Raw genomic sequence first — 19,768 nt, 5'->3', positions numbered from 1 at the left:
TGCTTTCTCTCGCCGATCCTCGAGTTGGACGATGAAACGCTTAAACAGGTGGAGCGTCTGCACGAGCGCGGGTATGTTTGCGTGGCGTGAAACATATGCAAATATGCTCGAATGGGAACACGAGCGCGTGCAACAGGCTTCGACGCGAGTTGCTAACACCATTGAAACCAGTGTTGTGGACAGAAAGGATTGTACGAAGGCTGCACTGTTCGACCCAGAGTTCGGTCAATGGCACTTCGTGCCATTTGCGGACCTCTAGTATTAGCCTCGGAGAGTTAATGAGACGCTATGACGTGTGCAACGGTGACACGACGACAGCAGGAGGTCGCGTAGTTGCGCCTAAACGCGGAGATACCATTCGCGGTCGTGCCGTAGCCTATGAGGGCGATTCCGTGTGGTGTCCAAAGTGCGACTCGACAGGTCGGATTATTTGCACCGATCGTCGGAACGATAGAGGTCCGAATGGTAAGCAGGTAGCGTTGAGTGGCGACTGGTGTGTGTGCAAGTGTGATCCGTCGCCCAGGCTGATCGCCTCGCAGCACCACAGCGGGTGTTGACCGGCACACACGTTATCTCTTGCCGCCATGCCTGTTTGCCATGTGCCTCGCAAGGTTCTGGAAGATCCGCTTGCAGCATGGCCATACGCCCGCGCATACGCGGTGCGACATGCGTTTGCCCTCGCGCTCGGCGCGGATCGCGCGCGCAATCGCGTTCTGATAGTCGTTCGTCAGTTCCGTGCTCGAGCGGTAGGCTGCGGTGTGACACCGGATGGCGTGGGCTTCCGGCATGTCGCGAAAAATCGGACACGGGGCCGGGCCATAAAAGAGACCGCAATGAAGCGAAGCGGGCTCTTTTTTCGTCGGCGCGTTTAGAAAGATGTACCGATCTGAAACTGGAACACCTGGTACTTGTCGTCCGCGTGCCTGACGATCGGGAAGCCGACCGAGAGCTTCAGCGGACCGATCGGCGAAATCCATTCGAGGCCCGCGCCATAGCTGTATCTCAAACCGTTCGCACCCGTGCTGTTGCCTTCGTTGCCCCACACGTTGCCCGCGTCGACGAAGGTAAAGACGCGCAATGTGCGATCCCAGCCGCTGCCCGGAAGCGGGAATGTCATCTCGACGTTTGCGACCACCATCCTCGAGCCGCCGATCGAATCGCCCGTCGACGAATCGCGCGGCCCAAGCGAACTCGACTCATAACCGCGCACCGAGCCGATACCGCCCGCGTAGTAGTTCTTGAAGATCGGATACGCCTTGCCCGCGAAGCCATTGCCATAGCCCGCCTGCAGGTTCATGCCAAGAATGAAGCCGCGCGCGAACGAGTAGTAATACTGGCTCTGAACGTCGGTCTTGTAGTACTCGGTTTCGCCTGCAGGCGTGCCGACCTCGCCGTTGACCTGCAGCATATAGCCACGGCTCGGCACGAGTGCACTGTCGCGGGCATCGCGCGACCAGGCCGCCGTCAGCGGCACGTTGTTGACGACGCGCCCGAACTCGCTCACATAGTCGAGATAGGCTTGTGGCGTCGATGAATCGGTGTTGAAGCGATCCTGCTCGATACCGAGGCCGAAGTAGACCGTATCGACTTCCGAAAACGGAATGCCGAACTTCAGGTCCGCGCCGAGCGAGACGATACGAAAGCTCTCGTCGTTGCTGTAGTACAGCGGATAGCTGGTGCGATAGTAGACATCCGAAATACGCTTGATGCCATCGACGGTGAAATACGGGTCCGTCTGCGTGACCGACAGCGTGCGATACGTCTTCGCCGTATTCACATTGACGCCAAGGCTCGTGCCCGAGCCGAACACGTTGTCCTGCGTGACGCCCGCCGACAGCACGACCTTGTCCGACGAAGAAAAGCCCGCGCCGAGCGTAATCGCGCCCGTTGGCTTTTCCGTGACCTTGACGTCGACATCGACCTGATCGTTCGAACCCGCAACGGGCACTGTCGTCACGTCGACGTCGGTGAAATAGCCGAGCCGATTCACCCGTTTCTTCGAAAGCGAAAGCCGGTTCGAATCGAACCACGCGCTTTCAAGCTGGCGCATTTCTCGCCGTATCACTTCATCGCGCGTACGCGTGTTGCCTTCCACGTTCACCTGGCGCACGTACACGCGTCGTCCCGGATCGACTTGCAGCGTGAGATCGACAGTGTGCTTGTCCTGATCGATCTGCGGCACCGCATTGACGGCAGCGAACGCGTAGCCGTACTCGCCGAGCCGGTCCACGATCGCTTTCGTCGTTGCCTTGAGCTTGTCTTCGGAGAACGTTTCGCCGGGCTTGATGCCGATGAGCGGCTTCAGTTCCGCTTCGCGATCGAGCAGATTGCCCGCGAGCCGGATGCCTGTGATCGTATAGGGCTCGCCTTCATGCAGGTTGAGCGTCAGATACATCTCCTTCTTGTCGGGCGTCAGCGACACCTGAGTCGAATCGATCCTGAACTCCAGATAGCCGCGATTCAGATAGTACGAGCGCAGGCGATCCAGATCGGCGCCGAGCTTCTCTTTCGAATAGAGATCGTTCTTCGTGTACCAGGAAAACCAGTTCGGCGTCGACAGTTCCATTTCGTCGCGCAGCGTGCTTTCCGAAAACACGTGATTGCCGATGAAATTGATCTGCCTGATCTTCGCATTCGGACCTTCGATGACGGAGAACAGAACCGACACGCGTCCGCTGTCGACGGGCGTCGTCGTGGTTTCTACTTGCGCGGCGTAGTAGCCGCGCGTGAGGTATTGGCGCTTCAGTTCCTGTTCGGCTTTGTCGATGAGTGCCTTGTCGAAAGGGCGGCCGCGCGACAGACCGACGGCGCGCAGCGCCTTCGTCAGATTGTCCTTCTCGAACTCGTGAATGCCGGAGAAATCGATCTCAGCAATGGCAGGGCGCTCGACGACGTGAACCACCACGACATCGCCTTCGAGCGACACGTTGACGTCGCTGAAGAGGCCCGTGTCGTAGATCGCGCGCACGGCCTGCGATGCCTTGTCGTCCGTGAAAGTATCGCCGCGTTTGATGGGCAGGTTGGCGAGCAGCGTTCCCGCTTCAATGCGCTTCAAGCCGTCGAGCCGGATGTCCGTGACGACCACGGAGTCGCCGGCATGCGCGGTCGATGGCGTCAGTGACGTGGCGCACACCGTGATCGCACTGGCGAGACAGATAGTTGATGCTCTTTGTTTCATCGAGGATCTTGTTGAGAGCGGGACGCGACTCACTATGGAAAGCCGCGAGTATAGGAATGGGCTTCTTGCGCAGGGTTACGCCAAACTTTCTGTTTATTTGTTGCGTGCGGTAAGGAATAGCGCAGCGATGAATAGCGGCGCGCGCTGCACGGTCGATGTCGTGCAAAGGCGGAAAGGTGCAGCAAAGAATCGGTAGGGTCGTGGTAACGCGTTGAGAGCGAAGGTGGCGGTATCGTGCCGACTCCACCCACCTCTGGTTCTTCGCCATGCTCGAACATATCGATCCCGTCGCACTGGTTGCTGTGTTACGCGCCAGCTCCACGCCGCTTTTCTCCGCCTGGCTGGCCCGGGCCTCTTCTTATGAACCGTGGGTCGAAGACACGCGCACACATCGCGAGCGCGAAGCCGATGTGCAAACAGGCGCGAGCGGGCTGCGCCATGTCTGAGCGCGAGACACACGTTGTCGATTCGATTGCCGATCTGCAGATGACGGAAGACGGTCTCCACCTGCTGCTTCACGGCAATCAGGCGACCACGGCGATCCACCGCTCCGTGCTCGACCAGTTGCTGGTCGCACTGCCGAACGCGATCGAGCATTCGGACAGAATCATCAACAACAACGAGCACATGGCCTTTGCGTTTCAGAGCTACGGCTGGGAAATAGGGCGTCTGAACGGCACGCAGACAGCCGTCATTCGCTTCAGGCTCGCGGGCAACATGGGCATTTCGTTTTCATTGCCGTGCGAGCAGATCGCTCCGTTGATCGAGGCGCTGAGCGGCGTCGCTGCGTCCGTTGGCGCCACCATCGCTCAGGTCAACAGCGACGCCGTGACGTTGCAGTAAGACGCTCGGGACGCATCTTCATTCGGGCCGGCGTCCGCCCGTCAATCAGACGCCACGATTCCGCTTTGATATTCCGCCGAGAAGTCCAGGGCCTCGCTATCAGGCCCATTGCTGCATTGGTGCTCTGCCTGCTCGCGCCGATGCAGGTGCACGCGCAACTTGCCGGCGACGCGGCCAATGCCGAACGTCTTTCCGATGCGTGGAGCTTGCGCATCGCGCCGCAACTCACCGAAGCATCCAGTCCACCCGATGCAAAACCGGCAACGATCGCATTGGGCGACTCCGTCACAGGCACCGTCGATAGCGACATTTCGCTAAGGGGCGCCGCCGAACTGCGCCGCTATGGTTTCGTCGTGAAAGGCGACGCGCTGCACTACGACCCCGATCACGACCTGGCCGATGCATATGGCAGCGTCCGCATTGTTTCGAAAGGCGACGTGTTCGATGGACCGTTCAGCCAGTTGCGCGTGAACGCCAGCGAAGGCTTCATTGCGCAGCCCAGATACCACTTCTATCTGAACGGCGGATGGGGCAGCGGCAAGCGCGCCGATCTGCTCGACAACGAGCGTTCGAAGATCGAAGACGGCACGTACAGCACCTGTGCGTGCGAGACGAATCCCGCGTGGTACATCCGCGCGTCTCAATTCACGATGGACCGTGGCGCCGACGAAGGTGTCGCGCGCAACGGCGTGTTGTTCTTTCAGAACATTCCATTGCTCGCGAGCCCGTGGCTATCGTTCCCGCTCGACGGCGCGCGCCGCAGCGGCCTGCTGTCGCCGACATGGTCGATGAGTTCGAAGAACGGCGTGGACATCACTGTCCCTTACTACTTCAACATCGCGCCGAACTACGACCTGACCATTGCGCCGCGTTACATGTCGAAGCGCGGCGAAATGCTGAGCGCGGACTACCGGTATCTGACGAGCGCATCGTCCGGTTCGCTGGCGATTGCCTACTTGCCCAACGACATCACGACGCACGAGCGCCGTTATTCGATTGACCTGAATCATGTCTGGAATATCGGCTCCGGCTTCGGCGCTTACGTCAATTACAACCGTGTGTCGGATGCAAATGTGTCGACCGATCTCGGCTCGGGCAGCGCGTTTCCGACCACTTCGACGACGCTCTATCAGCAGGAAGCCGGTCTCACGTACAACAGCGGACCGTGGTCGGTGCTCGCGCGCGAGCAGCACTGGCAGTCGTTTTCCAGCGACACGACCTACAACCGCGAGCCACAGCTCAACGTGCACTACAACCGTTACGACGTCGGTGGCTTCGACTATGGTTTCGAGGCGGACGCGACGCGCTTCACGCTTTCATCGGACGATGCAACGCAAGGCACGCGTTTCGTGTTCAATCCTTTCGTCAGCTATCCGATCGTGCGGCCCGGCTGGTTCTTCACGCCGAAGATCAAATGGCATTTCGCTTCGTACGATCTGACTTCGATTGCGTCCGACGCGCCAGCAGGGCAGCCGCGCAATGTGAACGTGAACATCCCGACCTTGAGTCTGGACTCGGGCATGACGTTCGAGCGCGCGGTGCGCATCTGGGGAAGCTCGTATATCCAGACGCTGGAGCCGCGGCTCTTTTACGTCTATACGCCTTATCGCAATCAGACATACGTGCCGCTCTTCGACACGACGGAAGCAGACTTCGGACTAGGCGAACTCTTCAGCGACAACGCGTTTGCCGGCAATGATCGCGTGTCCGATGAAAGCCGCGTGACGGCTGCGCTGACGTCGCGCCTGATCGACGCCGCAACGGGCGACGAACGCGCGCGCTTCGTGATCGCGCAGCGCTACGATTTCCGTCAGCCACGCGTGACGCTATACGACACGGAAAGCACGGCGAACGTCGCGCGGACCAGCTTGATCGCTGGCAGTTCAATCAAGGTAGGCGCGGGCATCAATGTAGAGAACGCGTTGCAGTACAGCCAGGCGAACAACTATCTGACGCAAGGATCGGTCGGCCTTGCGTGGTCGCCGGCGACGGCACATGTGCTCAATATCGCTTACCGGTACACGCGCGCCAACACGACGCTGGACTTTCAGCCCGTGAACCAGTTCATCGTATCGGGGCAATGGCCGCTCGCAAAGAACCTGGCGAGCGTCGCGCGCGTCAATTACGACATGAGCACGCACCGTCTGATCGCAGGCCTTCTCGGATTGCAATACGACGCGCAATGCTGGTCGCTCGCGCTCGCGCTGGAAAAGTACACGAACGCGACGAGCAGCACGTCGTCGCCGAGCACGGGCACGCGCGTGCTGATGCAGCTTCAGTTGAAGGGCCTGTCGCGGACGGATCGCGGTCTGCTCGATCAGTTCAAGGCGGACGTGCCCGGCTATTCGTCCGCACCTGCCGACGAAGCGCCTGTTTCGCGCTTTAGCGAATATCAATGACGGTGCGTAGCGGCGGAAATATTATGTAAGACACGCGCGACGAGCCGGCGCGAAATCCCGTACGAATCTGATGCAGTATGTGACGCTTCGTGAAGACGCTATTCCAACATGCAAGTCGTCGTTTGCCTGACCTCGTTCAATCGCACGGATTGCGCGCGCATTTCGATGGAGATCATCAAGCTGAACTGGCCGCGCAAGTGGCCCGTCGTGCATGCGTGCGCGGATGCGAGCTATACGCGCTACATCGAGGACATTCTGGTCATGCGCGAGCCGAAGCCGCTGACGCGCGGCGCGCACGATCTGCTCGTCGCGTCGATTGAGACGGCCGTCACGAAGTTGAAAGCGGATTACGTCATTCACCTCGAAGCCGATACATGGATCTTCGATCAGAACGTGATCGTGCGTTATCTGGAGAGGCTCGAAAAATCGCCGCACGCGCTTGTCGCGGCATCGTCATGGAGCACCGATCGCGTGCCTGAATGGAGCCGTTCGGATGACATACGAAGAAGGCTGCGCGCGCGCCTCGCGCTGTGGTTGAGACGGTGCGGATCGCGTTACGGGATACGCGACCGCAAATCCCTGTCGACCCAGTTCTTCATCGCAAAGAGCACGCCCGCGATGCTCGATGTCATCCGTTCATTGCATCCCGGCGATCGAGACATCCTCGAAAAGCGCCTTTACGAAGGCGTGATTCAACGCTTCGGGCGACGCGCCGTGCTCGGCATGGATGAACGCGAACCCGTGCACCCCGGTTTCAGGGATGTTTGCGAGCCGTTGAGTCTCGTCTGTCATCACTGGCCGAGTGCGGCCGACGCGCCACGTCACGACGCATTCGACCGCTTGCGCGGCAAAAAGGAATGGCTGCAAGCCGCCAACCTGCGCACGCACGGACCGCACATGAAGCGTCTTCTGTCGGACACGGACCTGAGCTACTATAACGGCGATGCAAAGCGGACGGGTTGAACATGGATGCCGCTCTCACACGTCGCTCAGGCTTTCAGATTCTTTATCGCGTAAGGCATGTGTGTGCCCGGCGCGATTCGATTGCGCGCCGCAAGGGCTGTAGCGACATGCGGTGCTTCCAGCGTAATAGTCGGAAAGATTACACAAATCCTGCGTGACAGGCCCAAACCTATAATGCGCTGCGATCGCATACGTCGACGCGCGATGCCAGGTCCACGTCATTCATCGAGAGCAACAACCATGCAGCACGCCAACGATTCGGCTTTGAACGTAGCGGTGACGACGTCGCCGGCGTTGGGCGACTCGCTGCTGCTGATGACCGTCGCGCGCAATCTGCAATTGAGCGGCAAGACGGTCACCGTGTTCAGCCAGCACATGCGGGCGTTGCGCGACTGGTTTCCCGGCATCGATATCCAGCCCGCCTTGCGCGACGACGATGCCGACGCGCTGCTGCGCCCGTTCGATACCGTCATTCAGCTTCACGCCAACCGCCCAGTGCCGCGCCTCGCGCAGCGTCATCCGGACGCGCTCGTGCTGGAGCATCTGTGCCGCGCACCTTCGACGGAACCGATGGCGGGACGCCTCGCGCAATTTTGCCGCGAGTCGCTGCGTCTGCATCACGCGGAGCCGGGCAATGGCCTCGCGGTTCCGGCAGGGCTGATTCATCGCAAGCATCGTTTGCGCGTGGCAATCCATCCGACGGCCAGCACGCCGGACAAGCGCTGGCTCGCGCCGCGCTTCGTGCGCCTTGCGCTGGAGCTGAAAGCAAAGGGCTTCGAGCCGCATTTCATCGTGACCGACGAAGAGCGCGCCGATTGGGAACACGTGCAACAGCACGGCATCGGCTTGCCGCGCCTCGGTACGCTCGATAACGTCGCCGCGTGGCTCGTGGAAAGCGGCTGGTTCATCGGCAACGATTCGGGCATTGGTCATCTTGCGTCGTGCCTTCGGGTGCCGACGCTGTCGCTTTTCATGCGCAACGGTATCGCGCGCACATGGCGTCCGGGCTGGGGCGCGGGCAAAGTGCTGGTCGGCGGCGCGTGGCTGCCGACGGGCCGGCTCAAGGAGCGCTGCTGGAAGTACGCGTTGTCGGTGAATCAGGTGCTGCGCGCATTCCAGCAATTGCAACGCGAGGCGGCCTGACGTGGACGCGACATTGCCGCAGAGCGTGCGCCTCGCTTCGATCAGGCGAGTCGCGTTCGTGATGTCGAATGCAATCGGCGATTCGCTGGTTTCGATGGTGATCGTGCAGAACCTGCGCGCAAGCGGTATCGAGGTCTGCGTGTTCGGCACGCCTGTTTTTGCGCTGCGACACTGGTTTCCTCATGTCGAGATTCATCCGCTGCCACACGAGGCGGATTGCGCAACACGCCTCGAAGCATTCGACGCCGTCTTGCAGATGCATCGGCATCAGCCGTTTGCGCATCTTGCGGGCGCGCATCCTCATGTGATCGATCTGCACGATATCGAGTATGCCAATGCGCCCGGCTGCATGGCGGAGCGCTTCGCGCACTTTTGCCGTACGCGCTTCGGTATCGTCACCGGGACGACAGAGAACGGCATCACGGCGCCCGCGACGTTGAAGCATCGGCGGTATCGGCATCGCGTCGTGATTCACCCCGAAGCGAGCACCGACGACAAGCGCTGGTCGCGGGCGCGTTTCATCGCGCTGGCGAGGCGCCTGCAGGCGCTCGGTTACGAAGTGTGCTTCGTGATTGCGCCCAACGAGCGGGCACGCTGGAGCGAACTCGAAAGGCTCGGCATCGCCGCGCCCGTATTCGACGATCTGCATGCGCTCGCTTGCTGGCTTTATGAGTCGGGCTGGTTCATCGGCAACGATTCGGGCATCGGCCATCTGGCGTCGAATCTGTCCGTCCCGACCATCAGCCTGTTCCGCCGCAGAGCCGTGGCCGAGCGCTGGCGGCCGGCGTGGGGCACCGTGCGCGTCGTATTGCCGTGGCAATGGCTGCCGACGGCGCGGCTGAAGGAAAAGTTCTGGCGCGAGGCGCTGACGTGTCGACGCGTTGTCGCTGTGTTCAGGCAATTGGCGGAGCAGGGCTAAAGAACGCGCGATGTGTCCTGACATCGGAAGCGCGGTGACTTGCCAGTGCCGTTTGGTAATCGAACAAAAAGCATGAAAATCGGATTGTCGTGCAATGCACTGAAGTACAGCGGGGGCCTCGAACGCTATGCGATCGAGGTGACACGGGGACTCGTCGCGGCCGGGATCAAGCTGGCCGTGTTCGGCCGCGCGTTCGATCCGAAGTTGCCGGAAAGCCGCCTCGTCGAGCCGCACCGGATCAACGTGTCGTTCCTGCCCGGGAAGTGGCGGGACGAATGGTTTTCGCGGCGTCTGAGCGCGATGCGGCGCGATGCGAAAGTGGATGTGCTGATTGGCTGCAATCGCGTCGAAGCCTCGGAGATCGCGATTTGCGGCGGCACGCATCTGGGTTTTCTCAGCGCGACAGGCCGCGCGCCGTCGTTCTTCGATCGCCGGCAGATTGCGCTCGAGCGCCGTCAATATCGGCGCGCGCGCTTCGTCGTCGCGCATTCGCCGCAGATGCGCGACGAATTGCGGCTGCTGTACGGCGTCGACGACGCGAAGATCCGCGTGCTGTATCCACCCGTCGACAACGGCCGCTTCTCGCCCGTCGCCGACGATGAGAGGCGCGCGTTGCGCAAACGTCTTGGTTTCGCCGACGACGAAATCGTGCTGCTGTTTCCGTCGAGCAGTCACGAGCGCAAGGGACTGCCGTTGATCGAAGCCGCATTGCGCGATCTCGATCTGCCCGTCGTCGTCGCGGTGGCGGGGCGTCCGCCCGAACGCACGTCGCAGCGGCTGCGCTATATCGGCTACGTGAACGCGATCGAAGACGGCTACCGCGCAGCCGACTATACGATCCTCGCGTCGAGCTATGAGCCGTTTGGTCTCGTCGGTGTGGAATCGGCGATGTGCGGCACGCCCGTGATCCTGTCGTCGAATATCGGCTGCCACGATGTGATCGCGCCGCAGGCCAAGCTCGTATTCGCGCCGAACGATGTCGACAGCTTGCGCCGCGTGCTCACGCACGCTGTGCGCAGCGCGCGGGAAGAGCCGCATCCGCGGCGGACGTTTTCAAGCGATGCGGTACTGTACGACGCGTGCATCGCGCGGCATGTGTCGGATCTGCTTGCGCTGGCGGATCAGGTGGGAATGGCGGCGGCCTAAGGCGCAGGCACTGGCTGCGCTACAAGGGCAAAAGATCCGTGAGCGCGCCGCGCGTTGCGCATTTGTCGGCAATGCGGATGAAGCGAAGCCTAACGCGAGTCGGCAACGCGCCGCGCCGGCGTCTTCGTGCGCAGGTTGCGCAGTGTCAGCAGCGCGAGCAGGCCCATCACGAGAGCCGTGAAAAGATAAAGACCGGCAGGCCCGGCGATCGCCATCATCGCCGACGAGAGCGTGGGTCCGCCGCTCGCGCCGAGCGAGAAGATCAGCAGCAGACCTGCGCTGACGGCGATCCGCTCGTCGGCGGGAACGCAGTCGTTCACATAGGACGTGACCACGCCATACATCGAGAACGCCACGGCGACATACAGATAACCGAGTGCTTCGATCAGCACGCCGGCGCGCAGCATGAACAGCACGACGCTCAGCGACCCGGCGAGCGCCGCGAGGCACAGCAGCACCTTGCGCCGGTCGAACAGATCGGCGAGCCGCGCGACGGGCCATTGCGGCACGAGCGCCGCGAGCAGCGCGAAGCCCATGAAGTGCGACACGTCCGGCACCGAATAGCCGACGCGCCGCATGAACACCGGCTGCATCGTGTAGAACGCGCTGTTGAGCAGGCCCGCCGCGAGGCATGCGACGACGCCGAGCGGCGCCCATCGGTAGATGGTCTGCAAGCCCGACAGGCCGCGCGCGAGCCGCGCGCCGCAGGAAGCGCCCGCATGGGTGTCGTGCGCGGCGATCGGGCCGGGCGCCGTGCCCGCCAGCGCAACGGGAATCAGCGACGCGGTGAACAACGCGGCGACGGCGCTGAACAGTTCGAAGCCCGCCGGGTCCGCGAGGCCGATCAGAAACTGGCCGATGCCGACGCCGAGATAGTTCGTGATCAGATAGGCCGAGAACACGCGACCGCGCTGCGCGTTGCTCGCAACCTGATGCAGCCAGCTTTCGACCACGGTGAAAATGCCGACGAGGCAAAAGCCCGTGATGAAGCGCAGCGCCACCCAGACCGCGTCCGCGTCCCACACCGCGTAGCCGAGCGCGCAACAGGCGGACGCCGCCGCGAAGGTGACGAACGCACGATGATGGCCGACGCGCCCGATCAATGAGCCGCCGTACAAGGCGCCCATCATGAAGCCGACGTAGTACGCGGACTGCACGACGCCGACCACGATCGACGGCGCCTGCTGCTGGATGAGCCGCAGCGAGATCAACGTGCCGAGCAGGCCGTTGCCCGTGATGAGAATCGCGTAGCCGAGCAGCAGGATCGCAGTGGCGCGCAGGCTGCCAGCGGGCGGCGGCGCGGAAACGGGCGCGACAGGCTTGCCCAGAGCTGGGCCGCTATCGACGAAATCGGCGAGGGGCTGCGTGTTGTGCAGAGGGAATGCGCCGCACGGCTGGGTCGCCGGATCGTGTGCCTGTTTCATTCTTGCTCGGTCTGGTTCGTCTCTCGCGGCACCCGGATAGCGACGGTTTGCGGGCGTCGTCTGATCGAATGTAGCGGGCCGCCGAACGGCTGGCATGGCAAGAATACGACATCGGTTTGCGGTAAACCGACTTTCTTTCGCGCGAGGCAAGCGGGCAGCGCGATTCGTGCGGCGGCGCTACCATGAACGCTCGCTGCGCCCCGAACGTCGTCTGTAGATCGCCTGAAAAGGAGCCGCCGATCATGCCGAAGCACGTGAGCACCGAACTGCTGGATATCGCCTATGAGGAATCCGGTCATCCCGAGGGCTGGCCCGTCGTGCTGCTGCACGGCTTTCCCTACGACATCCACGCCTACGATGAAGTCGCGCCTTTGCTCGCCGCGCAGGGCGCGCGCGTGATCGTGCCGTATCTGCGTGGCTACGGGCCGACGCGCTTCCTTTCCGCCGCTACGCCGCGCTCCGGCCAGCAGGCAGCGCTCGCCGCCGATCTGCTCGCGTTGCTCGACGCGCTGCAGATCGAACGCGCGCTGCTCGGCGGCTACGACTGGGGCGGACGCGCCGCTTGTATCGTCGCCGCCCTTTATCCGGAGCGCGTGCAGGGGCTCGTCACGGTCAACGGCTACAACATCCAGGACATCGCAGCGTCGGGCAAGCCGGCGTTGCCGGAAGACGAACTGCGCCACTGGTATCAATACTATTTTCATGGCGAGCGCGGACGCGCCGGCCTCACCGAAAATCGCCGCGCGCTATGCCGTCTGCTATGGACGCTCTGGTCGCCGACCTGGCGTTTCGACGACGCGTGCTATGCGCAGACGGCCGCATCGTTCGAGCACCCGGATTTCGTCGATGTCGTGATTCATTCGTACCGGCATCGCTATGCGCTGGTGGCCGGCGATCCGCGCTACGACGCAATGGAGCGACAGCTCGCCGCGCAGCCACCCATCTCCGTGCCGGCAATCTCGCTCGACGGCAGCGCCGACGGCGTGATGGGAATCGGCGGGAACGCGCATCATGCGCCGCATTTCACGGGGCCGTACGAGTACCGCGTGATCGACGACGCGGGACACAATCTGCCGCAAGAGGCGCCCGCCGCATTCGCCGACGCGCTGCTCGCTGTGCGAAATCGAGCCTGAAGCAAGCGCACCTGACGAAAGCGCGCCTTCACTCTCGTCGTCAACGCATCGACCCGCAGCGTGTGGTAACTTTTAACGCTTCAAACCCCTACACAAGAGCGTTGATATGAAAGTCGCCGTAATGGGCGCGGGCGCGGTGGGCTGCTACTACGGCGGCATGCTGGCGCGCGCGGGACATGAAGTGGTATTGATCGGACGCCCACAACACGTCGAGGCGATCGAGCGCAGCGGCCTGCGTCTCGAAGCGCAATCGTTCGACGAGCGCATTCCCCTCGCCGCAAGCACGCAGGCGAGTGCGGTGCAGGGTGCGAAGCTCGTGTTGTTCTGCGTGAAATCGACGGATACACAAAGCGCGGCGCTGGAAATCAAGCCATTTCTCGCGCCCGACACGCTCGTGCTGTCGCTGCAGAACGGCGTCGAAAACGCCGACGAAGTGCGCAAGGTCATTGCGCAGCCAGTGGCGGCCGCCGTCGTCTATGTCGCGACGGAAATGGCCGGCCCGGGGCACGTGCGGCATCACGGACGCGGCGAGCTGGTGATCGAGCCGTCCAGCGCAAGCGCGGAGGTCGCGCAGGCGCTGATCGCGGCAGGCGTGCCGACCGAAATCTCCGACAACGTGCGCGGCGCTTTGTGGGCGAAGCTGATCCTCAACTGCGCTTACAACGCGTTGTCGGCGATCACGCAGTTGCCTTATGGGCGGCTCGTGAAAGGCGAGGGCGTGACAACCGTGATGCGCGATATCGTCGACGAGTGTCTCGCCGTCGCGAAGGCCGATGGGGTCACGATTCCCGGCGACATCGACAAGGCCGTGCGCATGATCGCCGAGACGATGCCTGGGCAGTATTCATCGACGGCACAAGATCTGTCGCGCGGCAAGCGCAGCGAGATCGATCATCTGAACGGACTGATCGTGCGGCGCGGCGACGCGCTTGGCGTTGCGACGCCGTCGAACCGTCTGCTGCATACGCTCGTCAAGCTGATCGAAAGCAAATAGCGAACGGCGCGTGCCGCGCACGCGCCGCGTGCCATGTTGCTACTCGGCGTTCGCCAGGTAGTCGAACGCGACCTCGCCGATATCGAGCGTGAGATTCGCGACGACCTGGCGCGCGCCGACCACGCGCCGCAGGGGCAGATCCGCAACGGGCGCGAGCGCATGGGGCCGCAATTCGAGCGCGGCCGGGGACGTTCTCCCGGTAGGCAGCGCACACTGCGCGCGTCAATAGTAAAGCGATTGCGCGCGCAACGGTGTGTCCGTTCGATGGCAATTTTCCGGAATGCCTGCCGCTGCCCTAAGGCCGTGCGAATGCCCGCGTGCTAGCGGTGCGCGAGAATGTTGACGAGCTTGCCGAACGGGTCGCGCACATAAAAGCGCCGTACGCCCCACGGCTCGTCGACGGGACCGTATTCGATCGCAAAGCCGGCGGCCTGCATCGCTTCACAGGCGGCGTCCACGTCGTCGACTTCGATCGACAGGTCAGGCACGGGCGTGTCCGAGCCGCCTTGCTGCGCGAAGCTGATTTGCACCGTCATCGGCTGGTCCGAACCGTAGGTGCGAATCCAGCCGTGATCCATCAGCAGGTCGAGGCCGAGAATCTCCTGATAGAAGCGCTGTGCGCGCGCCGCGTCCTGCACTTCGATGTTCGAGACGATGCGCTTGACCTTCATCTGCAATCCTCGCGTGATCCGTTATTGAAGCGCCTGTTCTTCACGATACAACGCAATCTCTTCGGCCAATGCTCTCGCCACATGCGGACGCTGCACGATGCGATGGTAATACGCATCGACAGCGGGCCACTGCGCGAGGTCGACGTCACAATACTTTGCCCAATTCAACACGGTCGTCAAATAGGCATCCGCGACCGTGAAGCGGTCGACGAGATAGTCGTGCGTCGACAGATGCGTCTGCAAATAGTCGAGCCGCCGCGTAACTTTTTGACGCGCGTAATCATGCGGCGCGGCGGGATCGAGCAGCGGCACGAAAATGCCTTTGTGCAGTTCGGTGCTGATAAAGCCGAGCCATTGCTGAAGCTGCGCGCGTTGCGGGGTGCCTGGCAAAGGCGCCAACTGCGCTTCGGGAAACTGGTCCGCGACGTACGGCAGGACAGCTGTGTTCTCGGTCAATAGCCAGCCTTCGTCCGTGCGCAACACGGGCACCTGACCGAGTGCGTTGGCTGCATAGAAATCGGAGCCGTCGCGCAGCTTCTTCTGTTTCGTATCCACCTGAATGAAGCCAGCGTGCGCGCCAGCTTCGTACAACGTGATGCGTGTGGCCAGCGAACACGCGAGCGGCGAAAAGTATAGATCCATAACGACGTCTCCTCCCGATCAATGGATGGTTTTTGTACTATAGTGGACAAAAATCGGAGATACCAATATTTATATGCGAGATGGTACAAAAAGTGAGAAACGCGCACGCGGACGGCCGTGCGCCTACGATGCGGACGATGCGCTCGGCAACGCCACCGATGCATTCTGGCTCGGCGGCTATTCGGGCACGTCGCTCGATACGCTGAGCGATGCGACGGGCATGAATCGCCCCAGCCTGTATGCCGCGTTCGGCGACAAGCATTCGCTTTATCTGAGCACGCTGGACCGTTACGTCGAAGCCGGCGTGCAGGCGATGCATCTTGCGTTGCGCGACGACATCCCATTGGCGCAGGCGTTGCAACGGGTCTACGACAGCGCGCTCGCGCTTTATCTGCCCACTGGCGGCGCGCCGCGCGGTTGCTTTCTGATCGGCACGGCCGTGGTCGAATCGAAAGTCGATGACGCCGTGCGCACCAGATTGGCGCAAGGCCTCAAATCGTTCGATCGCGCATTCGAGAAGCGCATCCGGCGTGCGCAAACAGACGGCGAGCTTTCAGTCAACGCGGATGCCGCGGTGCTCGCGCGCGTTGCGTCGGCGATTCTGCACAGTCTTGCATTGCGTTCGCGCGCGGGCGATTCGCGCGCCTCGTTGCGAGCGACGGCTGCCGAAGGTGTCATGCTGATTTGTGGTGCGCGCAAACGGTTAGAGAAATAGTCGACATGGCTTTGCATGGAACGCTACGCTGCACGCGACGAAAAAAAAGCCCGCTCGAAAGCGGGCTGAAAATGCGCCTGACGCGGGGATCGCGTCCGGTTTCCTACAAAACTGCATGTCGCGCGTCGCCCGTTCAGGCCGCGTGCGAACCACTCGTCGCGCTGCGTGTCATCACGTCCACATTGCTCTCGGCCGTTTGGACCGCCTGCTGAGCCGTTTTCCAGACACTTTCATAGAATGCGTTCGCTGCCGTGATCGCCGAGTTCATCGCCGTCACCGCGACCTCTGCGCCTGCGGGCGCGCGCTGCGCAGCGTCGCCAAACTCGGCTTGCACCGTGCTGATCTGCTTTTCGTATTGCGCCGTTGCATGCTTGACGATGGCGGCCTGCGTGCCGGTGATGATGTCGAACACCTGGCGGTTATAGAGCGCGGCACGTTCGATAACCGACAAATCGCCGCGGCGGGCGGCAGCGATGCCCGGCGCCTCGCCATTGGCGAGCGCGTTCGTCGCGCGCTGCGTGCCCTCGCGCAAGACGCGGAGGTTCAACTGAACGAGCTTCTCGAAGCCGCTCACCGCCTCGTTCGTCATATTGAAGAACGTCTGAACCCCGGCTTTCTGTGCAGCAGTCAGTTCGTCGATGGTCGTGAGCATCGGATGGCCTCGCAAGGTTGAATGCACGAAATAACCGGCTGGCGTCGATGTGATCGTAGATCGACGCGCCCGCTGGTCAAAAGAAAGTTGCCGCTGGCTGCCTGTCGCTTGTCTGAGCGTGACCCGGCAGCGTCATAGGGGCGCGCCGCCCAGACGAGCCAGCAGCGCGTGTCCACGGTCCGTGAGACGGGGCGTCACACTGGCCTCGGGCAGTTCAATGGTGATGAACTCGCGGTCGGCCAGCGCGAGCAGATCGGCCTGATCGAAATCGGACTGGGAGGTCGCGTTCTTGATCAGCATGAGCGTTGAAAATTCGTGTGGGCTCAGCACGGGTATCTCCTGAAAGGCGCAGCGCCTGCGCTTGCTGACATTAGTGATCTGCAAATGCCTTTGCAGCCAGCAAATATGTTTGGAAGTTTTTTAGCCCGAACCATGCTTATGGCATCGACGGGGTTCTCATCCTAATGCGGCGGTTTTTAAATTTCAATCGGAATTAACAGTATGCCGCAAAGTACTTTTGTCGGATTGATGTGCGGCAAGTATTTCGTGTGTAAATCAGACGTCCAGGAAAATACTGCTGACTTGCCTTCGCGAAAGTGGCGGTTAGGCGCTAGCCCTTTACCGACAAGGCCAAACGGGAGACTCGCGGCGCATTGATACGTACGATCATGCTTTAAAACGTTTTCCAGGCGCCCTGCGGGGAACGCTAATCATAGATAAAATCCAGCTTTAAAGATGAATGACCTGGGCGTGCTTCGAATAAATAATATTAATCATACGTGGCTGCTTAATGATTGATCGAACTGGTTAATCACCACGCGTTTGTCGAGCCGTCTTCGACGCCGGGATTTTTACTGGAGCGCGCCCCTCGCATCGCTCGATAGACCGCGCGGCGACCCATAAAGCCCCGCCGTTCGCGCCCTTTCTCGTACGTGGCGATATTCTCCGTGCTATTTTTCTACCCGTCAGGCTGCGCGCGAGATGCAGCCGGCAGTCGGAACGCGCTGACGCCGTTCCGTTCGATTGGGCAACGTCTGCCGCAGCAGAAGGTGTTGCCGCCAAACAATGACAGGGCACAGGAAATGGATCGCTTTGAGGCAATGGAGATCTTCACTCGCGTGGTGGACGCGAACAGCTTTTCGAAGGTATCGGAAATGCTCGATTTGCCGCGCGCAAAGGTGAGCAGGACGATTCAGGCGCTCGAAGAGCATGTCGGCGTGCGCCTGCTGAACCGTTCGACGCGGCAGGTGAGCGTAACGGAAGACGGCGCGCTGTTCTACGATCGGTGCGTGCGCATCCTCGCCGAAGTGGCGGACGCCGAATCGTCGCTGTCGAACAAGCGGGAAAGTCCGGCGGGCACGATTCGCGTCGATACGTCGGGCACGCTTGCGCGCGCGCTGTTGCTGCCTTCGCTCGACGACTTCTATCAACGTTTTCCGGAAATCGACGTGCGCCTCGGTCTCGCGGATCGCAATATCGATCTGATCCAGGACGGCGTGGATTGCGTGATCCGCATGGGCATGCTCGAAGAATCGAGCCTGGTTGCCAAGCGCATCGGCAGCGCGCGCATCGTTACGTGCGCGTCACCCGCCTATCTGGAACGGCACGGCACACCGAAGACGCTCGAAGAACTCAGCGAGCATCAGGCCGTGAACTACGTATCGGCGCGCTCGGGCAGAACGTTTCCGTTCGAGTACAACGTCGGCGGCGAAGTCGTGAAGGTACAGATGAAGAGCGTGCTCGCCGTGAACGACGGCTCCGTCTATATCAACGCGGCCGCACTGGGCCACGGCATCATCCAGCCGTCGCGCTTCATGGTGTCCGAGTTGATCCGGCAGGGCGCGCTGACCGAAATCCTCACCGACTACGACAGCCCGACGACGCCGCTCTCCGTCGTCTACCCGCATCGCCGCAATCTCAGTTCGCGGCTGCGCGCGTTTGTCGACTGGGTATCGGAGATCGCGCACAAGAACCCCGATCTGGCTAGCAAGCACGACTGACCCGGGTGTTTGCCTGCTGCGTTCGCAGCGACCGCAGCAGGCAGGTCGATTCAAACGTTCTTCATGGGCTCGGCGGGATGCGGCGCATCTTCATACGCGCCCCAGATCGACTGATCGAAGTTGACGATCGAGCCCGTCATCAAGCCCGATTCGCTGCTGGCCAGAAATGCGACGGCGCGCGCCGCCTCGGCCGGGTCGATCAGACGGCCGAATGGTTGCGCGGCGGCGGCCTGCTAACCAGTCGTCGGCCGCGCCATGAAACTCGCGTTGAATGCGGTCTTCGCCGTCCGACGCCATCCAGCCCAGATTCAATCCATTCACGCGAATGCGATTACGCAACAGCGCATACGCGGTGTTTTGCGTGAGCGTCGCGAGCGCGGCTTTCGATGCGCAATACGCGGAGATAAAGGGCTGCCCGGCCATCGCCGACATCGAACCGATGTTGACGATCGTGCCTTCGATCCGCTCGCGCAGCATCACGCGTATCGTCTCCTGCATCAGAAAGAACGGCGCGCGCACGTTGGTCGCGAACATGCGGTCGAACAGCGCGGGATCGGTATCGAGTATCGTGCCGCGATCGGTGAGCGCCGCTGCATTGACGAGTACATCGACACGACCGAAGTGCTGATCGGCGGCAGCGACGACCTTGCGACAGTCATCGACATTCGCGAGATCCGCCTGCACGAACACGACCTTTGCAGCGCGCGCCTCACCAAGCCGGCTCAGCTCGCGCGCTTTCGCTTCGCCTTTTTCTTTCGCGCGTCCGCAAATGACGACGCCACGTGCACCGCGTTCGATGAACAATGCGGCGATTGCGGCGCCCAGGCCTTGCGATCCGCCCGTGACAATCGCGACCTTCGAATCGAATTGCTCCATGCACTGTCTCCTTCAACGTTGTACTGCGATGGATAGTGAATATCTCGGCTTGCTGCGCGCGCGGCGTCGA

General features: G+C 61.7%; 19 protein-coding genes and 2 pseudogenes. 12 read left to right on the top strand and 9 right to left on the bottom strand.

All coding sequences use genetic code 11. The annotated features are described in order from the left end of the window. Positions 1-95 precede the first annotated feature (95 nt). Complete coding sequence (locus SB822_RS13425; protein ID WP_410854960.1) at positions 96-557, top strand: PAAR domain-containing protein; 462 nt, start codon at positions 96-98, stop codon at positions 555-557. Between the two features lie 311 nt (positions 558-868). Here SB822_RS13425 and bamA read toward each other — a convergent pair whose 3' ends face one another. After that, complete coding sequence (bamA, locus tag SB822_RS13420; protein ID WP_410854896.1) at positions 869-3,178, bottom strand: outer membrane protein assembly factor BamA; 2,310 nt, start codon at positions 3,176-3,178, stop codon at positions 869-871. A gap of 266 nt (positions 3,179-3,444) precedes the next feature. Here bamA and SB822_RS13415 point away from each other — a divergent pair, with 266 nt between their 5' ends. From SB822_RS13415 to SB822_RS13385, 7 genes are all read left to right on the top strand, one after another. Further along, positions 3,445-3,624: a hypothetical protein gene (locus SB822_RS13415; protein WP_410854895.1), complete on the top strand. Its 180-nt coding sequence runs from the start codon at positions 3,445-3,447 to the stop codon at positions 3,622-3,624. Then, complete coding sequence (locus SB822_RS13410; RefSeq protein ID WP_035537640.1) at positions 3,617-4,021, top strand: hypothetical protein; 405 nt, start codon at positions 3,617-3,619, stop codon at positions 4,019-4,021. Before SB822_RS13415 ends, SB822_RS13410 begins: the two co-directional genes overlap by 8 nt. Before the next feature lie 116 nt (positions 4,022-4,137). Next, on the top strand, positions 4,138-6,420 hold the full coding sequence (locus SB822_RS13405; RefSeq protein ID WP_410854959.1) for an LPS-assembly protein LptD: 2,283 nt from the start codon (positions 4,138-4,140) through the stop codon (positions 6,418-6,420). 108 nt (positions 6,421-6,528) lie between these two features. Continuing rightward, positions 6,529-7,383 (top strand): hypothetical protein, encoded by an 855-nt coding sequence (locus tag SB822_RS13400; RefSeq protein ID WP_079500432.1) that lies wholly within the window; start codon positions 6,529-6,531, stop codon positions 7,381-7,383. A 240-nt stretch (positions 7,384-7,623) separates the two neighbouring features. Continuing rightward, complete coding sequence (locus SB822_RS13395; protein WP_410854894.1) at positions 7,624-8,526, top strand: glycosyltransferase family 9 protein; 903 nt, start codon at positions 7,624-7,626, stop codon at positions 8,524-8,526. Position 8,527: 1 nt separating this feature from the next. Further along, positions 8,528-9,445: a glycosyltransferase family 9 protein gene (locus SB822_RS13390; RefSeq protein ID WP_009771177.1), complete on the top strand. Its 918-nt coding sequence runs from the start codon at positions 8,528-8,530 to the stop codon at positions 9,443-9,445. 72 nt (positions 9,446-9,517) lie between these two features. Then, the gene (locus tag SB822_RS13385) at positions 9,518-10,591 is read left to right on the top strand and encodes a glycosyltransferase family 4 protein (protein ID WP_410854893.1); all 1,074 of its coding nucleotides are present in this window, start codon (positions 9,518-9,520) and stop codon (positions 10,589-10,591) included. Between the two features lie 89 nt (positions 10,592-10,680). Here the strand turns inward: SB822_RS13385 and SB822_RS13380 are convergent, their stop codons facing one another. Next, the gene (locus tag SB822_RS13380; RefSeq protein WP_410854892.1) at positions 10,681-12,015 is read right to left on the bottom strand and encodes an MFS transporter; all 1,335 of its coding nucleotides are present in this window, start codon (positions 12,013-12,015) and stop codon (positions 10,681-10,683) included. Positions 12,016-12,257: 242 nt separating this feature from the next. Between SB822_RS13380 and SB822_RS13375 the strand changes: the two genes are divergently transcribed. Together SB822_RS13375 and SB822_RS13370 are read left to right on the top strand one after the other, a co-directional pair. Then, positions 12,258-13,148: an alpha/beta fold hydrolase gene (locus SB822_RS13375; protein WP_086916328.1), complete on the top strand. Its 891-nt coding sequence runs from the start codon at positions 12,258-12,260 to the stop codon at positions 13,146-13,148. Positions 13,149-13,254: 106 nt separating this feature from the next. Then, complete coding sequence (locus SB822_RS13370; protein ID WP_024162907.1) at positions 13,255-14,142, top strand: ketopantoate reductase family protein; 888 nt, start codon at positions 13,255-13,257, stop codon at positions 14,140-14,142. A 39-nt stretch (positions 14,143-14,181) separates the two neighbouring features. Here SB822_RS13370 and SB822_RS13365 read toward each other — a convergent pair. The 3 genes and pseudogenes from SB822_RS13365 to SB822_RS13355 all read right to left on the bottom strand — a co-directional run. After that, a pseudogene (locus SB822_RS13365) lies at positions 14,182-14,328 on the bottom strand (acetoacetate decarboxylase family protein); the annotation flags it as partial. A 134-nt stretch (positions 14,329-14,462) separates the two neighbouring features. Next, complete coding sequence (locus SB822_RS13360) at positions 14,463-14,813, bottom strand: VOC family protein (RefSeq protein WP_410854891.1); 351 nt, start codon at positions 14,811-14,813, stop codon at positions 14,463-14,465. Positions 14,814-14,834: 21 nt separating this feature from the next. Then, the gene (locus SB822_RS13355; protein ID WP_410854890.1) at positions 14,835-15,455 is read right to left on the bottom strand and encodes a glutathione binding-like protein; all 621 of its coding nucleotides are present in this window, start codon (positions 15,453-15,455) and stop codon (positions 14,835-14,837) included. 73 nt (positions 15,456-15,528) lie between these two features. Between SB822_RS13355 and SB822_RS13350 the strand changes: the two genes are divergently transcribed. Continuing rightward, the gene (locus SB822_RS13350) at positions 15,529-16,170 is read left to right on the top strand and encodes a TetR/AcrR family transcriptional regulator (RefSeq protein ID WP_410854889.1); all 642 of its coding nucleotides are present in this window, start codon (positions 15,529-15,531) and stop codon (positions 16,168-16,170) included. 133 nt (positions 16,171-16,303) lie between these two features. Here the strand turns inward: SB822_RS13350 and SB822_RS13345 are convergent, their stop codons facing one another. After that, positions 16,304-16,822: a phasin family protein gene (locus SB822_RS13345; RefSeq protein ID WP_410854888.1), complete on the bottom strand. Its 519-nt coding sequence runs from the start codon at positions 16,820-16,822 to the stop codon at positions 16,304-16,306. A 132-nt stretch (positions 16,823-16,954) separates the two neighbouring features. Further along, complete coding sequence (locus SB822_RS13340; RefSeq protein WP_007731874.1) at positions 16,955-17,152, bottom strand: hypothetical protein; 198 nt, start codon at positions 17,150-17,152, stop codon at positions 16,955-16,957. A 752-nt stretch (positions 17,153-17,904) separates the two neighbouring features. Between SB822_RS13340 and SB822_RS13335 the strand changes: the two genes are divergently transcribed. Next, the gene (locus SB822_RS13335) at positions 17,905-18,822 is read left to right on the top strand and encodes a LysR family transcriptional regulator (RefSeq protein ID WP_039902872.1); all 918 of its coding nucleotides are present in this window, start codon (positions 17,905-17,907) and stop codon (positions 18,820-18,822) included. A 50-nt stretch (positions 18,823-18,872) separates the two neighbouring features. Here the strand turns inward: SB822_RS13335 and SB822_RS13330 are convergent, their stop codons facing one another. Continuing rightward, entirely contained in the window at positions 18,873-19,022 is a 150-nt protein-coding gene (locus SB822_RS13330; RefSeq protein WP_410854958.1) for a hypothetical protein, read from the bottom strand. An 85-nt stretch (positions 19,023-19,107) separates the two neighbouring features. Next, positions 19,108-19,698, bottom strand: a pseudogene (locus SB822_RS13325) (SDR family oxidoreductase); the annotation flags it as partial. Positions 19,699-19,768: the final 70 nt, after the last annotated feature.

Origin of the sequence: Paraburkholderia sp. SIMBA_054 (genome assembly GCF_046534875.1) — a bacterium.
GTDB lineage: Bacteria > Pseudomonadota > Gammaproteobacteria > Burkholderiales > Burkholderiaceae > Paraburkholderia > Paraburkholderia hospita.
This window is presented reverse-complemented; position numbering and strand designations above follow the sequence as displayed.